This is a genomic window from Symbiopectobacterium purcellii (genome assembly GCF_019797845.1).
GTDB classification, from domain to species: Bacteria; Pseudomonadota; Gammaproteobacteria; order Enterobacterales; family Enterobacteriaceae; genus Symbiopectobacterium; species Symbiopectobacterium purcellii.
Window position 1 is genome coordinate 2,742,163 of record NZ_CP081864.1, and the last position, 18,087, is coordinate 2,760,249.

Here is an 18,087-nt window from a genome sequence, read left to right on the forward strand (position 1 = left end):
TTTATTGATGAAGCACACTGTTACGGTATAACCGTCAGGACTCCAACACGCGATAACGCTGATGCCAACTGGCAAACTGCTGCGGATCGTGCCACACCGCATAGTGCAAACGGGATATCGTCACGGGGTCGCTTAACAGCACCAGACGCTGATTGTCACTGAGTGCCTCCAGATCCTGTTTCAGCGCATCCGTCACGCGCTGAACCCGGCCCTGTTCTACCGCACGGCTAAAACCATGACGCGCTGTTGCCATTGCACTCGCCAACGCATTGAGTGAAGGATCGAACACGGCCTGCACGAAACCATTTTCCAATTTGCGGGCACGGTTGGCGCGGAAATAGGTGTCCGTCGCTACCAGTTCGCGCGGCGGCTCGTACTCTTCCGGAATCAACAGGAGATTGGCACGTTTGCAGGCCAACCCGATCGACGCGCGGCTTGACATCACCGACACAAAAGGCGAGAGGATCAGCGAGAAAACGATCGGCGACAACCACCACAGAAAGCGTAAATCCAGCCAGGCCATACCAATCGCCCAGACCAGCCCCAACACCAGTTGAGAGCCGTGACGAGTAAAGGCCTCGCTCCACGGCGTGGCGTCATCATCACGCTGCGGTGATTTCCACTGCACTGACCATCCCAAGAAGGCACTGACCACGAAAACGGTATGGAACAGCATACGCACCGGGGCCAGCAATACCGAAAACAGCATCTCCAGCAATAGTGACAGGAAAACGCGTACTGCCCCTCCGTAAGGCTTCGCCCCCTTTGCCCATACCAGAATCACACTCAGCAACTTTGGCAGGAACAACAGCACCAACGTGGTCGAGAACAAGGCTATCGCCAATTCAGGACGCCACTGCGTCCACACAGGGAAAAGCTGACGCGGTTGAAGGAAGTATTGCGGCTCCATCAGCGTATGCACCACTTGCAGTGCGGTTGACAGTGCCAGGAACATAAACCACAGCGGCGCGGAAAGGTAAGACATCACCCCAGTCAAGAATACGGCACGGTGAACCGGGTGCATCCCTTTCACCAGGAACAACCTGAAGTTCATCAGGTTACCGTGGCACCAGCGACGATCGCGTTTAAGCTCATCGAGCAAGTTGGGCGGCAGTTCCTCATAGGAACCGGGCAGATCGTAGGCGATCCACACCCCCCAGCCCGCACGGCGCATCAGCGCAGCTTCAACAAAGTCGTGGGACAAAATCGCGCCCGCAAAAGAACCTTCACCAGGCAACGGTGCCAGCGCACAGTGCTCGATAAACGGCTTCACGCGGATGATGGCGTTATGGCCCCAATAGTGCGACTCACCCAGTTGCCAGAAGTGCAGACCTGCGGTGAACAACGGCCCATACACACGTGTGGCAAACTGCTGACAGCGTGCATACAGGGTATCCATGCCAGACGCTTTGGGAGAGGACTGGATAATCCCCGCATTGGGATTGGCTTCCATCAGTCGCACCAATTGCGTCAGACATTCACCACTCATCACGCTGTCGGCATCCAATATCACCATGTAGCTATATTGGCTGCCCCAACGGCGGCAGAAATCATCGATGTTACCGCTCTTGCGTTTCACGCGACGGCGGCGGCGGCGATAGAAGATACGGCCAAACCCGTCCACTTCACGGCACAGATCCATCCAGGCTTTCTGCTCTGCGACACATTTGTCCGGGCCGTTACTGTCACTCAATACATACAGATCGAAGTGATCGAGCTGTCCAGTAGCCGCTACAGATTCGTAGGTCGCCCGTAACCCGGCAAACACGCGCTCAACGTCTTCGTTACAGATAGGCATGATCAATGCCGTTCTGTGCGCGGGATTGAGAGGCTCATCCCCTACCGTCGTTGACGAGATACTGTATTTGTCCTTGCCGATCAGCAGTTGTAAAAAGCCCATCAGCGCAGTCCAAAAACCGGCAGAGACCCAACAGAACAGCACGGCAAACAACACCAGAATGCCACTTTGCAGGACATAAGGCAGAACCTGCATAAAGGAACGCAGGAAAGGCTGATTCACCATTGCGAACGGATCGATCAGCGCCCATCCCTGATAAGGCAAAATGGTCTTCATGTACCAGGTGGCGATGGCTGTTTGGAACAGAGTCAAGATAAGCAGGGTGTAACGGCGCAGCGTCCCCACCATTCTCCAACGATTCTCGGCAATCTTCTCTTCCGGACTGGCATGAGGGCGACTCGGTGCCGGGGAGCGCCCAAGCATACTTTCCCACCAGCGTACCAGCGGGTTAGTGCGCCACATATCAGGAAACATCGACGCACGTTTGATGGTGGGCATCGCCTGTAATGCGGTTCGCCCTTCTTTGTCAGCAGCCACCGGTTTAACCGCCGTTGCCGTGTCGGGCCAGGCGGCATCCAGACGCGCCTTAACGGATTGCAGCGGCGAATCCTCTTCCGTCAACAGCGTCGCAGGGGATTCCCCCTGCGACAGCGCCCGATGTATGACCGAGAAACTTTCACTCTCAGCCTGAGGCAACGCATGCTGCAACGCCTCCGCCGCTTGCGCGGACAGAGGCAATTTCCCGATATAATCAGGGCTCGAGATTAACTTATTCATTTGCAGGTAGCTGATAGCTCCAGGTTTCCGATAACAGCGTTTCGCCGTTCACCAACGCAGCGCGCAGCTCGGTTGGCTGTTTAGGATCTTTCACGCGCAGACGCAGAGTTAAACGCCAGCCGCGCGTTACCGGATTATAGCGAACATTGTTCTCAACGATTTCACCGTTGTCACCGATGCTGACCTGAGAGGTCACAGGCGTCGCCTCTTCCATCTCTTTCATCATCGGGCCGGCAAAATCGACCAGGAACGCAACGGTGCCATCCGGTTGGCGAATCAGGTTAGACTGTTTCACATCCCCAGTGGAACGCATGGTGCGCTGAACGTAGGCCAATTCAGGTGAATGCAATTGTTCTTCGTCACGGGTAAAGTGCAAACGGTAACCCACTTCCAGCGGCTGACCGATTTCAGGCAGTACTTCCGGCGTCCAGAACGCAACGATATTATCGTTGGTTTCATCAGCGGTCGGAATTTCAACCAGTTCAACTTTCCCTTTGCCCCACTCGCCCTTGGTTTCAACCCAGCCGCTTGGGCGCAGATCGTAACGGTCATCCAGGTCTTCATAGTTGGAGAAGTCACGCCCACGTTGCAGCAAACCGAAGCCTTTCGGGTTTTCAATCGAATAGGTGCTGACCGACAGGTGTTTCGGGTTATTCAGCGGACGCCAGATCCACTCACCGTTGCCCGCATGGATAGATAAGCCGTTAGAGTCATGCAGCGCCCCACGGTAGTTCAAGGTTGGAGAAGGCTGGTTCGGCCCAAACAGGAACATACTGGTTAACGGTGCCAGCCCCAGTTTACCAACGCGAGCGCGCAGGAATACTTTAGCCTGAACATCGACCACGCTGTCGCGACCTGGATAAATGACGAAACGGTATGCGCCCGTAGCACGCGGTGAATCGAGCAGCGCATAGACCAGCAGGTGCTTGTCATTGGGTTTTGGACGTTCGATCCAGAACTCGCGGAAGCGTGGGAACTCTTCCCCAGAGGGCAATGCCGTGTCAATAGCCAAACCGCGCGCAGAAAGACCGTAAGTCTGCCCTTTACCGATCACACGGAAATAGCTGGCACCCAGCATGCTGACAATTTCGTCATCCTTGCCAAGCTTGTTGATGGGATACAGGATTTTGAAGCCTGCAAAACCGAGATTTTTCACGGTCTCTGCATCGTGATTCACCGTACCGAAATTAAAATATTCCGGCGAATAGGCGATCTCGTTAACCTCAGTGGCCGTCACTTCATTGATTCTCACCGGAGTATCGAAATACATGCCCTGGTGATAGAACTGAATGCGAAACGGCGTTTGCAGGTTATTCCAGTATGACTTCTCCTGATTAAACCGAATCTGCTGATAATCAGCAAATTTCATATCACGGAACTGGGCGGGAAGATTGCTCTTCGGCGCTTCATAGCCTTTCGCTGCCAGTTTTTCAGCTTGCGCCGCCACATCATCCAGCGAGAATGCCCAGGCAGGCAACGCAGTGAAAGACAACACAATCGCTGCGGATAACCAGCGCAGATTCGCTACTCGACGTTCAACCCCAAAATTATTAACCAGCACAGCTCCCCCTGTTCGTGTGCTTAAATCAACTAAAATCCATATTAATGGATAAGTTAACCTTCCGACAACTTGATAAAAGCCCGGTTCATCATGATAGGTCAGCGTTTAAACAACGCAAACTGCAACCCCGATAAATTTCTGTAAAAAATCGAAAATTAGCGAGGATATTCCGTCACCGGTCAGCCGTTGGCAACCCCTTGGGGTTATTTATGCCAGCGGTGTACTGCTTATCGACAATTCTACCTGTTGCACTGTTAGCAAAACACCCTATTTATGCTGTAGTTGCAGAGAATACCTGCTTCTTTTGTTAACACGACGGCCATGACGTTTACGCGCATGCAACTTTCAAGAATAATCCGAACCGTTGCACGCTTCTGCTTTAAAAAAACCGGGTGCAACACGGATAACTCCCATTGATAACAAAATTGCGTTAAATCAGGTACAGTAGGATGACATATTCAAGCCAGTCCACCTACTTGCATCGACGCTTACTGATTCTTACATGAACGCATTGCGCCATAACAAAATTGCCACCACGCTAAGCCTCTTCGCGTTGCTGATGATTTTCATCGCGCCCATCGTTTCACAGGCGTTAATGCGGCATGATTATACTCCGCCAACTCTTACTCAGCACCATCATTCTCACAGTAAACCGGCAACACCGTTACCCCTGTCATCCGGCGTAACAATAGGCCACGACGCCTGTGGTTACTGTGGGCTGTTATCCCATCACCCAGCGCTGTTTCCTGATAACTCTTCGCCTCTCGATCCGCGATTTATCACGCAGTCCACGGTGAATGAGCCACGTCCACGGCACAACATTGTCACCGAGTGTTATCGCATCCAATCACCTCGCGCACCGCCGACAGTCATATAACACACCCCTAAGCACAAAAATTTGATATTGGATAACGTCCCGTCACAAGACGATGTCGTCTTTTCCTTTATTTTCTTCTTGTTACGATGACAAGGGCTCCCATGCTATGGATACCGTAAACGCTGACAAAAAGTCCCTCTCTGCGGCGGTAATGGCGCTGATATTACGCTTGCATTTCTATATTGGTCTGTTCGTTGGGCCGTTTATCTTTGTTGCTGCGCTCACCGGTACGCTGTATGTGCTGACACCGCAGATTGAAGAACGCCTGTATACGCAACAGTTGCATGTTGATATGCCCGGCGCAGCACAGCCGCTCGCCGCACAGATAGCCGCCGCTCAGGCTGTACTGGCTGATCAACCCTCAGCCCAATGGCTGGCCATACGCCCTGCGCCCACACCGCACGACACCAGTCGTGTGCTATTCCGATTCCCTGACGCCGCCCCTTCTGAATACCTCGCCGTGTTTGTCAATCCAAGCACACTGGCCATACAGGGCCAGCTCACGGTATATGGCACATCAGGAATATTGCCTTTGCGAACCTGGCTCGATCGTTTGCATCAGGGGCTATTCCTCGGTTCCATTGGCCGTCTCTACAGTGAACTGGCGGCATCCTGGCTGTGGATCGCTGCACTCGGCGGCGTTTATCTGTGGTGGAGAACGCGTAAGCCTGCACGAACCGCTCCGCGCCGTAAATTGCCGCTCACTGCCCGCTTGCGCGCCATACACAGCACGTTGGGGCTAACGTTACTCATCGGGATGCTATTTTTCTCCGCCACCGGGCTGACCTGGTCACAATGGGCAGGCAATAATATTGGCGTATGGCGCAACGCATTAGGTTGGCAAACGCCAACCCTGAACACCGCGCAAGGAACCCATTCCGCCACCGCAGTACAGGATGCACATGCCGAACACCACGGTGCGGCCATGGCTCATCACGCCGCTCCCCCCTTGGTGTTAGATAATGTCGATAGCGTATTGGCGATAGCACGACACGCGGGGATCAGCGCCAATAAACTGGAGATCCGGCCGGCAAAAAGCGCACATAATGCCTGGACCGTGACGGAAATTGAGCGACGGTGGCCGACCCAGGCCGATATGGTCGCTATCAATCCTGACAGCGGTGCTGTCGTCGATTACATCAGATTTGCAGATTATCCTGTTGCTGCAAAACTGACGCGCTGGGGCGTAGATGCCCATATGGGTGTATTGTTCGGGTTGCCCAATCAACTGATTCTGGCCGCGTTCGGATTGGGGCTGTGCACCCTGATAGTATGGGGATACCGTCTGTGGTGGCTACGTCGACAGCGCCCTGGAGGCCAACCTCATCCGGCTAACACGCTTTGCGCCGCCTTCACCACGTTGCCGCTCGCGGTACGCCTACTTGTCGGCTGCCTCGCACTGTTACTGGGCGGGAGTTTGCCCGTCATGGGCGTTAGTTCGCTGATGTTCTTGCTGATAGATATCGTGCGGTGGCGACGCCATCAAGCGCTACAAAACGCCGACGCGCTGCCACACGCACCACAGTGACGGTTCGCTGAGGGGGCATTGCGGCGCTGACAGAGGTACAGAGCCGCAATGTTCTTATGCACCGGGCAACATGCGTAGCGTCTCTTGATGCGCTACAGGGCCTTCGTGATAGCTGCCCAGTTTAAAAATGCTGACCGTACTGGTCAGCGCCTGGGCTTGCTCTTGTAACGACAATGCCGCCGCCGCTGATTCTTCTACCAGCGCCGCATTTTGCTGGGTCGTGGTGTCTATCTGCCCCACAGCCAAGTTGATCTGATTAACCCCATCGCTCTGCTCACGGCTTGCCTGAGCAATCTCCGTGACGATGCCGTTAACCCCCTCAACGTTAGTCACCAGCGTCTGCATGGAAACGGCGGTTTTCTCCACCAGTACCATACCCTGGCGCACCTTTTCCACGGAGCCATCAATCAGCTCTTTAATTTCTTTCGCCGCCGTCGCGCTACGCTGTGCCAACGCGCGGACCTCGCTTGCTACCACGGCAAAACCGCGCCCCTGCTCACCGGCACGCGCCGCTTCAACGGCCGCATTCAGCGCGAGAATATTGGTTTGAAAAGCAATGCTGTCGATCACGCCGATAATTTCCGCCATCCGCTGTGAGGATTCACGAATGCCACGCATTTCGGTGGTGACATCATTCATCAACTCACCGCTCTCGCGTACCGTTTGTGACCCCTGTGCGGCAAGCTGTGTCGCTTCCGTCGTATTATCTGCGGTGTTTTTAATGGTTGCCGTTAATTGCTCCATCGAGGATGCCGTCTGCTCTAGCGAGCTCGCCTGCTCTTCGGTACGCGCTGACAAATCCTGATTGCCTGCGGCGATCTGGCCTGCGGCACTGGATATGCTTTCCGCACCATCCCGCACCTGGCTGACAATATGGCGCAGGCTGTCATTCATATTCCTCAATGCCTGTAGCAATAAACCGGTTTCATCCTTGCGCGTGACAAGAATATCCGAGGTGAGATCCCCGGTCGAAACACGCTCAGCAATAGACAATGCCTCGTTAAGTGGATGCGTGACACTGCGAGTGATAGCGGCAGCTACGATCACGCTGACCAGAATGGCTGCAAGGATCATCCCCACCAGCAACAGTCGGGTGTTGGTATAGCTTTGCGCCACCTGCTGCTGCGAGACCGACATCTGGTCATCACGGTGGTCAATAAACGCGCTAATGGCGGCTTTGTAAGCCTGAATACTTTTCTCGGTTGCCGTCATAAACTCGTTGAGCGCGGCAGCAGTATCACCGGCATTGATATATCCAGCGAACTTGGTGCTAGAGGTATGAAAATCCCCACGCGCCTGATTAATCTCTTGTAATATCGCTTGTGAGCGCGTGTCATTGGCGGATTTACGTAACTCTTCCATCAACGCTGAAACAGTGACAGTGCGCTGTTTCATCGACTCCATCTCTTTTTTGATATTCTGTTCTGATGTCGTCAACAATACGCGCTGTTGGCTAAGTGCATAACCATTAAGTTCACCAATCAGTTGGTTTCCCTTTACCGTGAGCGGATAGTCACTGGACACAATCCGGTCTATCTGAGTGTTGAAATCGGCCAGTCGTCCCAATGACATCACGCCGACGATCAATAGCATTAATACCAGAAGTGAAAACCCTATCCCTAGCCGATATCCAATACGCCAATTTGACAGATTCATATAAATTCCTTTATTCATCTTTACTATAAACGTCACGGCCCCCGTGTTGACCGTTTCGTTCAACAGAAGTCTATTCACTGAATAGCGGTATGCGCTATTTATCCCTGTAGATATGACATCAACACATAGCATCACCCGATGGATGGCGACACACATGCGAGATAATCGAATATGTTAGCTGCGCGCGTGCGGCATTAAATCTTGTATGAAACCCGTTCATTAGAACAATCCTTGTTACGCATTGACACATCGCGTCCTTTTAATAAAATAAATTAATAAAAATCATTAAGATAAACATAGCACTTCTTTCTGATAGTTACGAAAAAAACCATACTCTCATTCTGGGTACGGTTGTATTCACGCAAAGCCAGAGACTTATGTTCAACGGCATATTATACGATTTCTTTACTGATTGAATGAAATTTATATGTCTATTTTTATTTACAAAACCCATATATCACCATAATCGATCATTATGGAAATATTTATCTAAATTCAAGGTAAATTATAACCACTGGCCGCGTCGATTTCGCATTAACAAATTTAAAACATTATCAAATAAATAATCTCGGAGGATTACCCATTGCAGAGAGGAACATAAGAAAATACACAGCCGTTAATGCTAATATTGCTCTATTGCCTTTAAGCAAGAGAGCAATATTATTGATATAATAATCACAGGATACGTCAGGTAATATTTAAACATTAATATTATTGCAAAACAGCCATTTTGTGCATTTAATTAAAATGTAATTCGCACTCTACTCTGGCATTAGGAAGATAATTTGACTTCAATTGCATAAAGGGAGCGATTATTTCCCAACCTGATGTTTTCTTACTCTGCTGAGTGTGAGCTTCAGATAAATAAATAATAGCAAAATAGCCACCACGGTGCTCATTTTTTAAAATCTCATAACGATAGAATCGATTGTTATCCCGATGCTGAAAAATCAGTGTTTCTTTTAATATCCCCAGTAACATATTCGCCCCTCCCAATGCCTAAACTTTTTTCATCGGCCAGAGCGGGGAAAACCTTAAAACAAGGCTTCAAAAACACGACATCGATCGCTACTGACAATAAAAAAACCCCACCGTCATCAGCAATACGGTGAGGTTTCATTTGGCAACATCACTTTTTCTTGGAAGTGCCTTTGCTCTTATCTTTTATCAACTGTCTGATTTTTTTCAATTCTTTTTGACTCAATGGTTGTTCAACAACCTCTTCGGTATGCTGGTTATCTACATCAGCCTGTTCTGCATCGACGCTATCCTTAGCGGCAATAGCAAAACTTTTCGCCAAACGCGCTGCCACTTCTGCACTAATGGAAACCTGATTTTCTAAGGCAGCCGCCTTAATTTGCTCTTTCAACTCTTGGGGGATTTTTAAAGATAAACTGGATATCTCACTAATTTTCTTACCTTTCTTTAAGAGATAAAAGGACACGGTATGTTAGTCGTATGGTAAAGTCTAGCATGACACAAAAATTTAATATTTCCGTCATGAAAAAGACACCACGCTATGCAGACTCCGCCAGTTACCCATTTTGACACCGCTGTGTGATTTCGAGTCATCATGGCAGCATCGTCAGTCTGCAACCTGAATTATTGCGAAAAGAGATGACAATAATAATTATTGGTAAGCCAATTATTTTACTTACAATGAAAAGAAGGTAAATGACTTGCGATCGAAGCCACAACATCAGACTTAACGCGTTGATCATAATATATTAACACATTAGAATGGCGCGCCGCCACGAAAAGGAACCTGCTGTGTCACACCACGCCGTCTGGGAATTTATCAAGCATGCCTACATGTTGGGTGCCATCATTGCGATGGTAATAACGTTTTTGCTAAGCCGAGATAAATCCCTGCTGATGCGTTTTCTGGCCTCGATACTGATTGGATTAACCTGGCCACTGAGCTTTCCTTTGGTATTACTGTTTTCACTGCTGTAGCGGCGCCTACCGACCGACAGCGCCGCACAACAGCGATTGACTATCTGACCACCAGTACCGTGGTTGTTGCATGACGGACGATGGCGGCGGCGTTAGAACCGAGCAAATACGTTTTCACATTGGGTCTGCGTGAACCGACCACAATCAGATCCGCACCAATCTCTTGCGCGAGTTGCAAGGTCTCATCTCGGGGAGAACCGAAGCTGACGCTATAGTGCACATGCTCTACCGGAAGACCGGTCTTTGCCACCAGTGCTTTAAGTACCTCATTTGCTTTGACCACGGCTTGATTTTCAAACTCTTTGATACCAAATGAGTAGGCAGACATAAACGCAGAGGCATCGGGCAAGGCATGAAACAAGTGAAGTGTGGCACCCGACGCCTTTGCCAGTTGTACCGCATGCTGCAAGGCATTATGCGTTAACTCATCTTCTTCCAGATCGATAGGGACCAGTATCGTCGTATACATAGCAGCTCCTTATTGCAGATTCCCGCTTAAGAAAAGCATATCCCACCTCGGTATGATGTAAAATAACGCTTTATAAATCTGTGAGGTAGGTTTTCTATGGACGATCTTTTCTTACGATTGTCTCGTTCGGCATTTCGACAACGTTTTGCACTCGGGCCAAAAGAGTTTAGCTATATGAATCAAAAGGGCTTCGATGTTATCAAACAACATGCTACTGATTTCATTGCACAACGTTTAGCGCCCGCCGAACCGCGCAATGATGGCAAACAAACCCCAATGCGCGGCCATCCTGTATTTATTGCGCAACATGCCACGGCGACCTGCTGCCGGGGATGTTTAACAAAATGGCATGGCATTGCCGCACACCAAGCGCTTAGCCAACAAGAACAAGACTATATCGTGAGCGTCGTGATGGCATGGTTGGAACGAGAAATCGCCAAGCGAGAACCACTGGCACAGAGATAACAACGGTGTGCCGCCAAAAAGTACGACGCTTGGCGCTGATTTACGTCGCGGCAAGACAGGCTATAACATGCCCTTTATGCCATTAGGAAACACAGTAAACGCATCACTCAGCACGGCGGTCTGATCGATCCAGCGCATCACAATTGGCATGCCATTGGATTCAACGCCGTGAACTACCTCTTGCTGATAAAACGCCTTATCGGCAAACAGACCTTCATAAACAAAAACGATTTCGTGACCCGGCTTTCCGTTGTATTCGAAAACATTTTCGGATATGCCCAACAGCGTCAGATCAACGGCATCAGCGCCAATCTCCTCTTTGACTTCACGGATAGCCGCAGCCTCAGAGGTTTCACCAAAATCAACGCCACCGCCGATGGGTAACAAATAATGCGAGTCCTTGACCGGATCGTGTCCTTCCGCTAGCAGCACTCGCCCGTTGTGGCGGAATAGGCAGACCGATTTCGCTCTTATCTTACTCATCACTAATGCTTCCTCAACAAAAAGGGCCGAGAAGATTACCCGAGGTGGTGAAAATGAAGTGAGATCGCGATCAAAGAAAGATCCCACTATGTTCAATTTCGCCCTTATTCCAACTGCACGGCCAAAAGTAGCGATTATTTAAAGCCCGTTTAAGGTGTATATCTTAGAATTCTCCTTGAAATTTAGTCAGGCTGTTTTTATCGCAGAGGATTATCTATCGAATTACTTAACCCAAGGAGTTTTACTATGTTGGCAAACGAAAATGTATTTATCAGCGTACTCGCTGTTATCGTAGCGGTAGGTTTTATTATCGCCTTCTTTATCCCTAAATGGGATGACTAATGAACACTGATCCCCCCAATCGATGACTCCTCTCGTGCCATCATGGCAGAGAGGAGGCAATTTTCAATTTGCATCCTAACTATACCGTCTACTCATTACCCTCAGCTTAACCATCTCACCGTTACTCTTACGTCACCAATACTGCGTGCCTATCCGGTAATTTAGCCATAATTAGCGCGGTTACCCTCCGAATGGAATCTCTAAAAAAGTAGCATTATCGTATTTCCTCTCTTTGCACAGGAAAATATGAATGTCCATCACTGAAACATTGGCTACGCATACCGCGTTGACATCATCAGCATCACGCCTGATTGCTTCGCAAGGAAATGCTTTCGATATTGAGTTAAAAAAAGCGGTAGCGAAAGAGCATCCGACTCAACAAGAAAATGCGGTCAGTGCTCAACCCACGCAAGTGTCTCAACAGTCTGCCGCCGCACAAGAATTGCAGGAATGGCTTGATATGTCTGCGCAAGAGCGACTCTTTTTCTCGATTCTGGCTTCAATGGGGATCTCCAAAGAAGAGTTTGAGGCCATGTCGCCCGAAGACAAGAGTCGTGTCACTCACAGAGTTCAGGAAAGCATTAAAGAGAGGGCAAAGGAAGGTCTGCAAACAGAGATTGCCTGACTGTGGAGGCGCGAATAGGGCCACCTGGAAACAGCACGGGTGGCACGCGACGCACCTTTTTTAAGCATGATAATCGAGCTCACCGAGTGCCATTATCCGAATGAGATTAGCGGCAAAGCTCCTTGGAAAAATCGGCACTCCCTCGCCCACTGACACACCGCTGGCTGATATCTTTACTGTCTATTTTCCAGGTGTCATCTCTCTTAGATAACTGATAGACATAACGCATTGCAGCCACTGAATCATCAGTAGGAATATCCTCCTCGATGGTCACGGTTGCACGCTCGGGAGATTCAACGGAATCACCGGACACCGTCTGCTTGATAAGCAACGTCGAAGGAATTTCCTGAAACCCTTCCCCTCTGTCTTTTAACGCGATAATGATCGGCACTGAATTATCAGCCTGCGCACGATTGTTGTTCTTGTCGCTGTTTTCTGCTTGTTGTGCATCGCATCCTGATAACACCCCCAGCGCTAATACCACTATAGTTTTACCTAATTGCATGACATCACCTAAATTTCTATGAGTAAAATCGTTAATTCGAAATAAGCGCCGATCATGTCACAGGCAATATTTCGTTCTTTAGGAATATGATGAGTTTCTGTCAAAAAACGAAAGCTGTTTTGTCATTATTTAGGTTTTGACCGTGACTCAGCCATCTCCACCTTTTACATCAGGATATGGGGAAAATCAGAGCGCGTTCACAACCTCACATCTTCAATGTGGTTATCGCAAAAAAAACCTTGCCCCTTTAACTGTATATAAATACAGTTCAGACACAATTTACTCTGAGGACGACGTGATGATAGTAAGAGCAGCATCCCACACGAAGGATGATACTTGCCCAGCATGCGTAGTAGCAGGAGGGTTTATTTTCCTGGCGCACCACAGTGGCGGTCATGAGAAAGCGGATGCAGTGTATCAGGCAAAAGCATCCCTGAACGCTCTGCAAAAAACACTTCAGTCGGTCGACGCAAGTCTAGATGATATGGTTCAGTTGACGCTTTATCTAAAACACCGACACGATTTCCCTGCGGTCCGTGATACTTTTCGCGAATTTTTCACTGACGGACACTATCCAGCACGGATGACGGTATTTACTGATTTTATCAACGAAAACTGCCTGTGCATGATAGACGGGACAGCCGTAGTAACCTCAAATCATTAGGCACCACGCTGTAGCGGATAGATGGATAATCAGAGCAGGTAATAATAAAAAGCAGATAAAGCGCAAACAAAAAAGTCCCTGCTAAGGGACTTTGATGCTGCATCTTATGCAGGATAAAACCGAAGACTATTGTTAACGTATCGATTCTATTGAATGAGTGGCGGAGGAGGTGAGATTCGAACTCACGGAGCTGTTACGCTCGGCGGTTTTCAAGACCGCTGCCTTAAACCACTCGGCCACCCCTCCACAACGAAGCGAACTATAAACACAGCCTGCGAGGTTGTAAAGCATGATAATGCTCAACTGCGCTAAAAATAACCTATTTAGCGTTAACTGGACGTAATATCATCATAATGCTTATAAAATTAGCACCTCACAGCGTAAAGAAGGGTAAAACGTCTTTAATAACCCTGTGCAACTATCTATGCTGATATCCTGAGTCATAATAATCAGTTAACAGAGAGAGTCGCTGCCATGGATCGTATTGTTGTCTCTTCCAGACAGGAAAGCTCACTGCTCAGCACGCACAAGGTGCTGCGTAACACGTATTTCCTTTTATCGCTTACGCTGGGTTTTTCCGCACTTACTGCTACCGCCAGCACCGTGCTAAACCTCCCCGCGCCGGGCTTGTTGTTGATGCTGATAGGGTTTTACGGGCTGATGTTTTTGACCCACAAACTCGCTAACAGTCCCGCAGGTATTCTGGCAGCATTTGCGCTCACCGGATTTATGGGATACACGCTGGGCCCAATCCTGAGCTCACTGATTGCCTCCGGCGCCTCTGACATTATCATGCTTGCATTGGGCGGCACGGCGTTGGTCTTTTTTTGTTGCTCTGCCTATGTTCTGACAACGCGTAAGGACATGTCATTCCTGTCCGGAATGATGATGGCGGGATTTGTTGTTCTGATCGTCGGGGTAATTGCCAATCTGTTCCTGCAACTCCCTGCGTTGCATCTTGCGTTGAGCGGCTTGTTTATTCTGTTCTCGGCAGGCGCCATTCTCTGGGAAACCAGCAACATCATTCACGGTGGTGAAACGAATTATATTCGCGCCACGGTGAGCCTGTACGTTTCCATTTATAACCTGTTCGTAAGCTTGTTGAGCATTTTGGGTATCATGCGCAACAACTAACCGAATAGAGGCTTTTGCCTTTGTCGTTCCACTGATGTAACAGGCCTGGGTTTGCGCTCAGGCCTTTTTATTCCCCGCCTACCCCATTCTTCCGGCTAAATTTCTTTGCTACACTTCGCTTAAAACAAGGGTTACGAGGCATTATGTTGGAGTTCGAAGGGCGTATTATAGAAACGGATGCACAAGGATACCTGCTTAACAGCGCTGATTGGCGCGAATCTCTCGCACCGCTACTGGCAAAGCAGGAAGATATCACGTTAACGGACGCGCATTGGGAAGTGGTGCGTTTTGTTCGCCACTTCTATCTGGAGTTCAATACTTCACCGGCAATTCGCATGCTGGTAAAAGCAATGGCGCAAAAGTACGGTGAAGAAAAAGGTAATAGCCGCTACCTGTATCGGCTATTCCCGAAAGGCCCGGCCAAACAGGCCACCAAAATTGCAGGACTACCTAAACCGGTAAAATGTATCTGATGCTCAGCTAATAGCGGATTGAAAAACCAGTGTAATCCATCATCGCGCAGGGTTCGGTAAGAACACGCTCAACACGAGCGCTACGCGGCCCACCTGCTTTTAGCCAAGCGATAAGTTGCTCAACCTGCTGCGGCTCACCACAGGCTACCACTTCCACACTGCCATCCTCACAATTTCTGGCATACCCTTTTATACCCAGTTGTCGCGCCTGTTGTTGAGTGTGATAACGAAAACCAACACCTTGCACCACACCGTACACATAGGCTGTGACACCGTGTTCTGACATCTAAACGCCTCCTCAATCAGAAATGGACAGGCACATTTATTTCCTGCACGGCAACGCAATATGCATCATACTATTAACAGTAAAATAATCTTAATCCGGTAGCAAATACCCGACGTTACCTTTCTACCTGCGGCTTGAAATCTGGGCATTCGCGCCCATATAAAAGTAAGGTTACAGAGTCAGATTATCTCAGGAGGCATTATGATTATCTGTAAATTCGGTATTGGAGAACAGATTCGTCATAAACTGCTGGGGTACCCTGGTGTCGTGATTGATATCGATCCTGAATACTCGCTGGTGAGCCCGGCGTGGGAGGAACTTGATGCCCATGATACGCTGCGTTCTGCACCTTGGTATCATGTTGTGATGGAAGATGAACAAGGGGAAACCATTCATACTTATCTGGCGGAAGCACAGTTGATGCAAGAAGCGCCCGATGATGACAGACACCCTTCTCTGAATGAGCTTGCTAAAGAGATCAAACAGCGAGCGCCTCGCTTACAGCATTAATACCGGCCGCTGTGGCCGGCATTACGTACAGGCTTATTACTTAGCAAGACCCAAGCGCGGAATTTCGATTTTGGGACAGCGATCCATCACAACCTCAAGTCCGGCATTTTTTGCCAGCACCGCCGCTTGCTCGTTGATGACGCCAATTTGCAGCCACAGCACTTTTGCGCCAATGGCAATGGCCTCTTTAGCCACCTCGTAAGCCGCCTCTGGCTGGCGAAAAACATCGACCATGTCCACTTTGCCAGGAATATCGGCAAGTGACGCATAAACCCGTTGACCGTGGAGTTCTTGCCCTGCCAGTTTAGGGCTGACGGGGATCACCTCGTACCCTTGCTCCAATAAATAAGCCATCACACCGTAACTGGGACGAGAGACTTTCTCACTGGCACCGACCAACGCAATCGTTTTTACTCTCTCCAACACCGATTTAATCTCTGCATCCTTCATTGTTGTTACCTCGTATACTATGGACTCTTTTACAGTGTACACCACCGTGCCGCCTAATTTTTGTCTTACCTTGCCGGGAACGCGGGTATTCAATTTGGCATGTCTGAAGTAGAATTTTCAGATAAACAAAGCAGTAAACACAAATGGGGCGGTAAATCCTGGCACCGATAAAAAACTGTTAAAAAATGAAAACTTTGACACATTTAGCCAAATACTCAACAATGGCGAGTTAAATGATGCCGGAGGAAAGCTGATGAAATTGTATCGTGTTTTAGTGTTGCTTTTCTTCGTCACGAGCAGTATGGCCAGCGCTGCCACCACCCTAAAGTTACATCAGGATATAGAACTCTCGCCGTTGATGGGCAAAAGGTGTCCAGTTCACTGTTGAAAGGTGCCGACAGTCTGGAACTGGATAACGGGCAACATCAATTGTTGTTTCGGGTGGTAAAAACGACGTCTACCACTGGCAGTGAAAAACGCACGTACTCATCGCCGCTGTTGTTGGCCGCGTTCAATATGCGTAATCAGGACGTTATTACCATCCAGTTACCCGCACTCGACACGCCCAAGGCACGCGAACATTTCGACCTCGACACGCACTATCAACTTGTGGATAACCACAATAACCCTATCAGCGCACGCCTCGACAGGCTTGAACTGAGCAGTGATGAGCTCGCTCACCAGTTGGAGCCCATTCTGGCACAGTACAATGCTGCCAATAAAAATGCATCCGTCACCGCCTTTACTTCGCCCAAACAGAACGCAAAAACCTGGCCTGAGAATAACGCAGCCAATGCCCAAGACAGCATTGACCCTTTTCTTATTCTCAAATACTGGTTTCGGCAGGCAGACAAAGACACCCAGGATCGTTTTCTGAAATGGGCAAAGGAAAAGGACAAGTAATAAAATCGCACCGCTGTTTTGATTATTTTAACCGCAGTTGCATCAATGCGCTGGGTGTTAGTCGCATTTTTTTCATCTACATCTTTTCAGCGAAATAGTGTTCTCGTAATCTGTGTTTATTATTCTGATGAAAGGACGTAAACATGGAACTCACCACCCGTACTATTCCTGAACATAAGCACATTGCTTTAGTGGCACACGACCACTGTAAGCAGGCTCTGCTGGATTGGGTGAGTACACACAAGAACACGCTGTCTGAGCACCACCTTTACGCGACAGGCACCACGGGGAACCTGATCCAACGCACTACCGCGCTTCCGGTCAAGAACATGCTGAGCGGCCCGATGGGGGGAGACCAGCAGGTTGGAGCCTTGATTTCGGAAGGAAAAATCGATTTGATGATCTTCTTTTGGGACCCACTGAATGCGGTTCCACACGATCCTGATGTCAAGGCTCTGCTTCGCTTGGCGACCGTCTGGAATATTCCGGTCGCAACCAACCGTTCCACCGCTGACTTTTTGGTTAACTCAGCCCTTTTTAAACAGCCCGTTGAGATCGCCATTCCCGACTACCAACGCTATCTGAATGAGCGTCTGAAGTAACGCGGTACATCAGCGCTACCTGG

The 18,087-nt window shown here is 49.4% G+C and carries 22 protein-coding genes and 1 tRNA gene; 12 read left to right on the plus strand and 11 right to left on the minus strand.

The features are described 5' to 3' along the window. Window positions 1–34 precede the first annotated feature (34 nt). Together mdoH and K6K13_RS12880 are read right to left on the minus strand one after the other, a co-directional pair. Window positions 35–2,575, minus strand: coding sequence for a glucans biosynthesis glucosyltransferase MdoH (gene mdoH, locus K6K13_RS12875; protein WP_222157388.1), 2,541 nt, complete (start codon window positions 2,573–2,575; stop codon window positions 35–37). Further along, the gene (locus tag K6K13_RS12880) at window positions 2,568–4,136 is read right to left on the minus strand and encodes a glucan biosynthesis protein G (RefSeq protein ID WP_222157389.1); all 1,569 of its coding nucleotides are present in this window, start codon (window positions 4,134–4,136) and stop codon (window positions 2,568–2,570) included. The genes mdoH and K6K13_RS12880 overlap by 8 nt, the downstream gene beginning before the upstream one ends. Before the next feature lie 502 nt (window positions 4,137–4,638). On the opposite strand from K6K13_RS12880, the gene K6K13_RS23585 reads away from it, so the two are divergent. Both K6K13_RS23585 and K6K13_RS12890 read left to right on the plus strand, forming a co-directional pair. After that, the gene (locus tag K6K13_RS23585) at window positions 4,639–5,013 is read left to right on the plus strand and encodes a DUF2946 domain-containing protein (RefSeq protein ID WP_222157390.1); all 375 of its coding nucleotides are present in this window, start codon (window positions 4,639–4,641) and stop codon (window positions 5,011–5,013) included. Between the two features lie 106 nt (window positions 5,014–5,119). After that, window positions 5,120–6,541, plus strand: coding sequence for a PepSY-associated TM helix domain-containing protein (locus tag K6K13_RS12890; protein ID WP_252120274.1), 1,422 nt, complete (start codon window positions 5,120–5,122; stop codon window positions 6,539–6,541). Window positions 6,542–6,595: 54 nt separating this feature from the next. Here K6K13_RS12890 and K6K13_RS12895 read toward each other — a convergent pair whose 3' ends face one another. The 3 genes from K6K13_RS12895 to K6K13_RS12905 all read right to left on the minus strand — a co-directional run bounded on the left by K6K13_RS12895 (window position 6,596) and on the right by K6K13_RS12905 (window position 9,608). Next, window positions 6,596–8,197, minus strand: a complete 1,602-nt coding sequence (locus K6K13_RS12895; protein ID WP_222157392.1) for a methyl-accepting chemotaxis protein — start codon at window positions 8,195–8,197, stop codon at window positions 6,596–6,598. 738 nt (window positions 8,198–8,935) lie between these two features. Further along, on the minus strand, window positions 8,936–9,178 hold the full coding sequence (locus tag K6K13_RS12900; protein ID WP_222157393.1) for a hypothetical protein: 243 nt from the start codon (window positions 9,176–9,178) through the stop codon (window positions 8,936–8,938). A 148-nt stretch (window positions 9,179–9,326) separates the two neighbouring features. Continuing rightward, the gene (locus tag K6K13_RS12905; protein WP_222161078.1) at window positions 9,327–9,608 is read right to left on the minus strand and encodes an Arc family DNA-binding protein; all 282 of its coding nucleotides are present in this window, start codon (window positions 9,606–9,608) and stop codon (window positions 9,327–9,329) included. Between the two features lie 359 nt (window positions 9,609–9,967). Here K6K13_RS12905 and K6K13_RS12910 point away from each other — a divergent pair, with 359 nt between their 5' ends. After that, the gene (locus K6K13_RS12910; protein WP_222157394.1) at window positions 9,968–10,153 is read left to right on the plus strand and encodes a GhoT/OrtT family toxin; all 186 of its coding nucleotides are present in this window, start codon (window positions 9,968–9,970) and stop codon (window positions 10,151–10,153) included. 40 nt (window positions 10,154–10,193) lie between these two features. On the opposite strand, the gene K6K13_RS12915 is transcribed toward K6K13_RS12910, so the two are convergent. Beyond that, on the minus strand, window positions 10,194–10,622 hold the full coding sequence (locus tag K6K13_RS12915) for a universal stress protein (protein ID WP_222157395.1): 429 nt from the start codon (window positions 10,620–10,622) through the stop codon (window positions 10,194–10,196). A 96-nt stretch (window positions 10,623–10,718) separates the two neighbouring features. Here K6K13_RS12915 and K6K13_RS12920 point away from each other — a divergent pair, with 96 nt between their 5' ends. After that, entirely contained in the window at window positions 10,719–11,087 is a 369-nt protein-coding gene (locus K6K13_RS12920; protein WP_222157396.1) for a DUF4186 domain-containing protein, read from the plus strand. Window positions 11,088–11,147: 60 nt separating this feature from the next. On the opposite strand, the gene K6K13_RS12925 is transcribed toward K6K13_RS12920, so the two are convergent. Then, window positions 11,148–11,570 (minus strand): NUDIX hydrolase, encoded by a 423-nt coding sequence (locus K6K13_RS12925; RefSeq protein WP_222157397.1) that lies wholly within the window; start codon window positions 11,568–11,570, stop codon window positions 11,148–11,150. Window positions 11,571–11,816: 246 nt separating this feature from the next. Between K6K13_RS12925 and mgtS the strand changes: the two genes are divergently transcribed. Next, window positions 11,817–11,912: a protein MgtS gene (gene mgtS, locus K6K13_RS12930; RefSeq protein WP_222157398.1), complete on the plus strand. Its 96-nt coding sequence runs from the start codon at window positions 11,817–11,819 to the stop codon at window positions 11,910–11,912. 250 nt (window positions 11,913–12,162) lie between these two features. Further along, window positions 12,163–12,537 carry a hypothetical protein gene (locus K6K13_RS12935; RefSeq protein ID WP_222157399.1) on the plus strand — a complete coding sequence of 125 codons (375 nt, stop codon included), beginning with the start codon at window positions 12,163–12,165 and terminating at the stop codon, window positions 12,535–12,537. Window positions 12,538–12,643: 106 nt separating this feature from the next. On the opposite strand, the gene K6K13_RS12940 is transcribed toward K6K13_RS12935, so the two are convergent. After that, window positions 12,644–13,042: a hypothetical protein gene (locus K6K13_RS12940; protein WP_222157400.1), complete on the minus strand. Its 399-nt coding sequence runs from the start codon at window positions 13,040–13,042 to the stop codon at window positions 12,644–12,646. 142 nt (window positions 13,043–13,184) lie between these two features. Here K6K13_RS12940 and K6K13_RS12945 point away from each other — a divergent pair, with 142 nt between their 5' ends. Beyond that, the gene (locus tag K6K13_RS12945) at window positions 13,185–13,706 is read left to right on the plus strand and encodes a RidA family protein (protein WP_252120275.1); all 522 of its coding nucleotides are present in this window, start codon (window positions 13,185–13,187) and stop codon (window positions 13,704–13,706) included. Window positions 13,707–13,864: 158 nt separating this feature from the next. Here the strand turns inward: K6K13_RS12945 and K6K13_RS12950 are convergent. Next, window positions 13,865–13,952 (minus strand) — tRNA-Ser (locus K6K13_RS12950). Between the two features lie 228 nt (window positions 13,953–14,180). On the opposite strand from K6K13_RS12950, the gene yccA reads away from it, so the two are divergent. Together yccA and tusE are read left to right on the plus strand one after the other, a co-directional pair. After that, window positions 14,181–14,840, plus strand: a complete 660-nt coding sequence (yccA, locus tag K6K13_RS12955; protein WP_222157401.1) for an FtsH protease modulator YccA — start codon at window positions 14,181–14,183, stop codon at window positions 14,838–14,840. 143 nt (window positions 14,841–14,983) lie between these two features. After that, window positions 14,984–15,313, plus strand: a complete 330-nt coding sequence (gene tusE, locus K6K13_RS12960; protein WP_222157402.1) for a sulfurtransferase TusE — start codon at window positions 14,984–14,986, stop codon at window positions 15,311–15,313. A 7-nt stretch (window positions 15,314–15,320) separates the two neighbouring features. Here the strand turns inward: tusE and yccX are convergent, their stop codons facing one another. Next, window positions 15,321–15,599 carry an acylphosphatase gene (gene yccX, locus K6K13_RS12965; RefSeq protein WP_222157403.1) on the minus strand — a complete coding sequence of 93 codons (279 nt, stop codon included), beginning with the start codon at window positions 15,597–15,599 and terminating at the stop codon, window positions 15,321–15,323. 201 nt (window positions 15,600–15,800) lie between these two features. On the opposite strand from yccX, the gene hspQ reads away from it, so the two are divergent. Next, window positions 15,801–16,109, plus strand: a complete 309-nt coding sequence (hspQ, locus tag K6K13_RS12970) for a heat shock protein HspQ (RefSeq protein WP_222157404.1) — start codon at window positions 15,801–15,803, stop codon at window positions 16,107–16,109. A 36-nt stretch (window positions 16,110–16,145) separates the two neighbouring features. Here the strand turns inward: hspQ and K6K13_RS12975 are convergent, their stop codons facing one another. After that, the gene (locus K6K13_RS12975; protein WP_222157405.1) at window positions 16,146–16,559 is read right to left on the minus strand and encodes a CoA-binding protein; all 414 of its coding nucleotides are present in this window, start codon (window positions 16,557–16,559) and stop codon (window positions 16,146–16,148) included. Window positions 16,560–16,928: 369 nt separating this feature from the next. Between K6K13_RS12975 and K6K13_RS12980 the strand changes: the two genes are divergently transcribed. Next, window positions 16,929–17,462 carry a DUF2057 family protein gene (locus K6K13_RS12980; RefSeq protein ID WP_252120276.1) on the plus strand — a complete coding sequence of 178 codons (534 nt, stop codon included), beginning with the start codon at window positions 16,929–16,931 and terminating at the stop codon, window positions 17,460–17,462. Between the two features lie 143 nt (window positions 17,463–17,605). Next, a complete protein-coding gene (locus K6K13_RS12985) occupies window positions 17,606–18,064 on the plus strand; it encodes a methylglyoxal synthase (protein WP_222157406.1) in 459 nt (152 codons plus the stop codon). Window positions 18,065–18,087 lie beyond the last annotated feature (23 nt).

What these genes read in the sequence shown, in the direction of transcription:
- K6K13_RS12920 (WP_222157396.1), top strand. Translation starts at nt 10,719, where the DNA reads ATGGACGATCTTTTCTTACGATTGTCTCGTTCGGCATTTCGACAACGT.
- K6K13_RS12900 (WP_222157393.1), bottom strand. Translation starts at nt 9,178, where the DNA reads ATGTTACTGGGGATATTAAAAGAAACACTGATTTTTCAGCATCGGGAT.
- yccX (WP_222157403.1), bottom strand. Translation starts at nt 15,599, where the DNA reads ATGTCAGAACACGGTGTCACAGCCTATGTGTACGGTGTGGTGCAAGGT.
- K6K13_RS12895 (WP_222157392.1), bottom strand. Translation starts at nt 8,197, where the DNA reads ATGAATCTGTCAAATTGGCGTATTGGATATCGGCTAGGGATAGGGTTT.
- K6K13_RS23585 (WP_222157390.1), top strand. Translation starts at nt 4,639, where the DNA reads ATGAACGCATTGCGCCATAACAAAATTGCCACCACGCTAAGCCTCTTC.
- K6K13_RS12985 (WP_222157406.1), top strand. Translation starts at nt 17,606, where the DNA reads ATGGAACTCACCACCCGTACTATTCCTGAACATAAGCACATTGCTTTA.
- mgtS (WP_222157398.1), top strand. Translation starts at nt 11,817, where the DNA reads ATGTTGGCAAACGAAAATGTATTTATCAGCGTACTCGCTGTTATCGTA.
- hspQ (WP_222157404.1), top strand. Translation starts at nt 15,801, where the DNA reads ATGATTATCTGTAAATTCGGTATTGGAGAACAGATTCGTCATAAACTG.
- K6K13_RS12925 (WP_222157397.1), bottom strand. Translation starts at nt 11,570, where the DNA reads ATGAGTAAGATAAGAGCGAAATCGGTCTGCCTATTCCGCCACAACGGG.
- K6K13_RS12975 (WP_222157405.1), bottom strand. Translation starts at nt 16,559, where the DNA reads ATGAAGGATGCAGAGATTAAATCGGTGTTGGAGAGAGTAAAAACGATT.
- K6K13_RS12940 (WP_222157400.1), bottom strand. Translation starts at nt 13,042, where the DNA reads ATGCAATTAGGTAAAACTATAGTGGTATTAGCGCTGGGGGTGTTATCA.
- yccA (WP_222157401.1), top strand. Translation starts at nt 14,181, where the DNA reads ATGGATCGTATTGTTGTCTCTTCCAGACAGGAAAGCTCACTGCTCAGC.
- tusE (WP_222157402.1), top strand. Translation starts at nt 14,984, where the DNA reads ATGTTGGAGTTCGAAGGGCGTATTATAGAAACGGATGCACAAGGATAC.
- K6K13_RS12890 (WP_252120274.1), top strand. Translation starts at nt 5,120, where the DNA reads ATGGATACCGTAAACGCTGACAAAAAGTCCCTCTCTGCGGCGGTAATG.
- K6K13_RS12915 (WP_222157395.1), bottom strand. Translation starts at nt 10,622, where the DNA reads ATGTATACGACGATACTGGTCCCTATCGATCTGGAAGAAGATGAGTTA.
- mdoH (WP_222157388.1), bottom strand. Translation starts at nt 2,575, where the DNA reads ATGAATAAGTTAATCTCGAGCCCTGATTATATCGGGAAATTGCCTCTG.
- K6K13_RS12935 (WP_222157399.1), top strand. Translation starts at nt 12,163, where the DNA reads ATGTCCATCACTGAAACATTGGCTACGCATACCGCGTTGACATCATCA.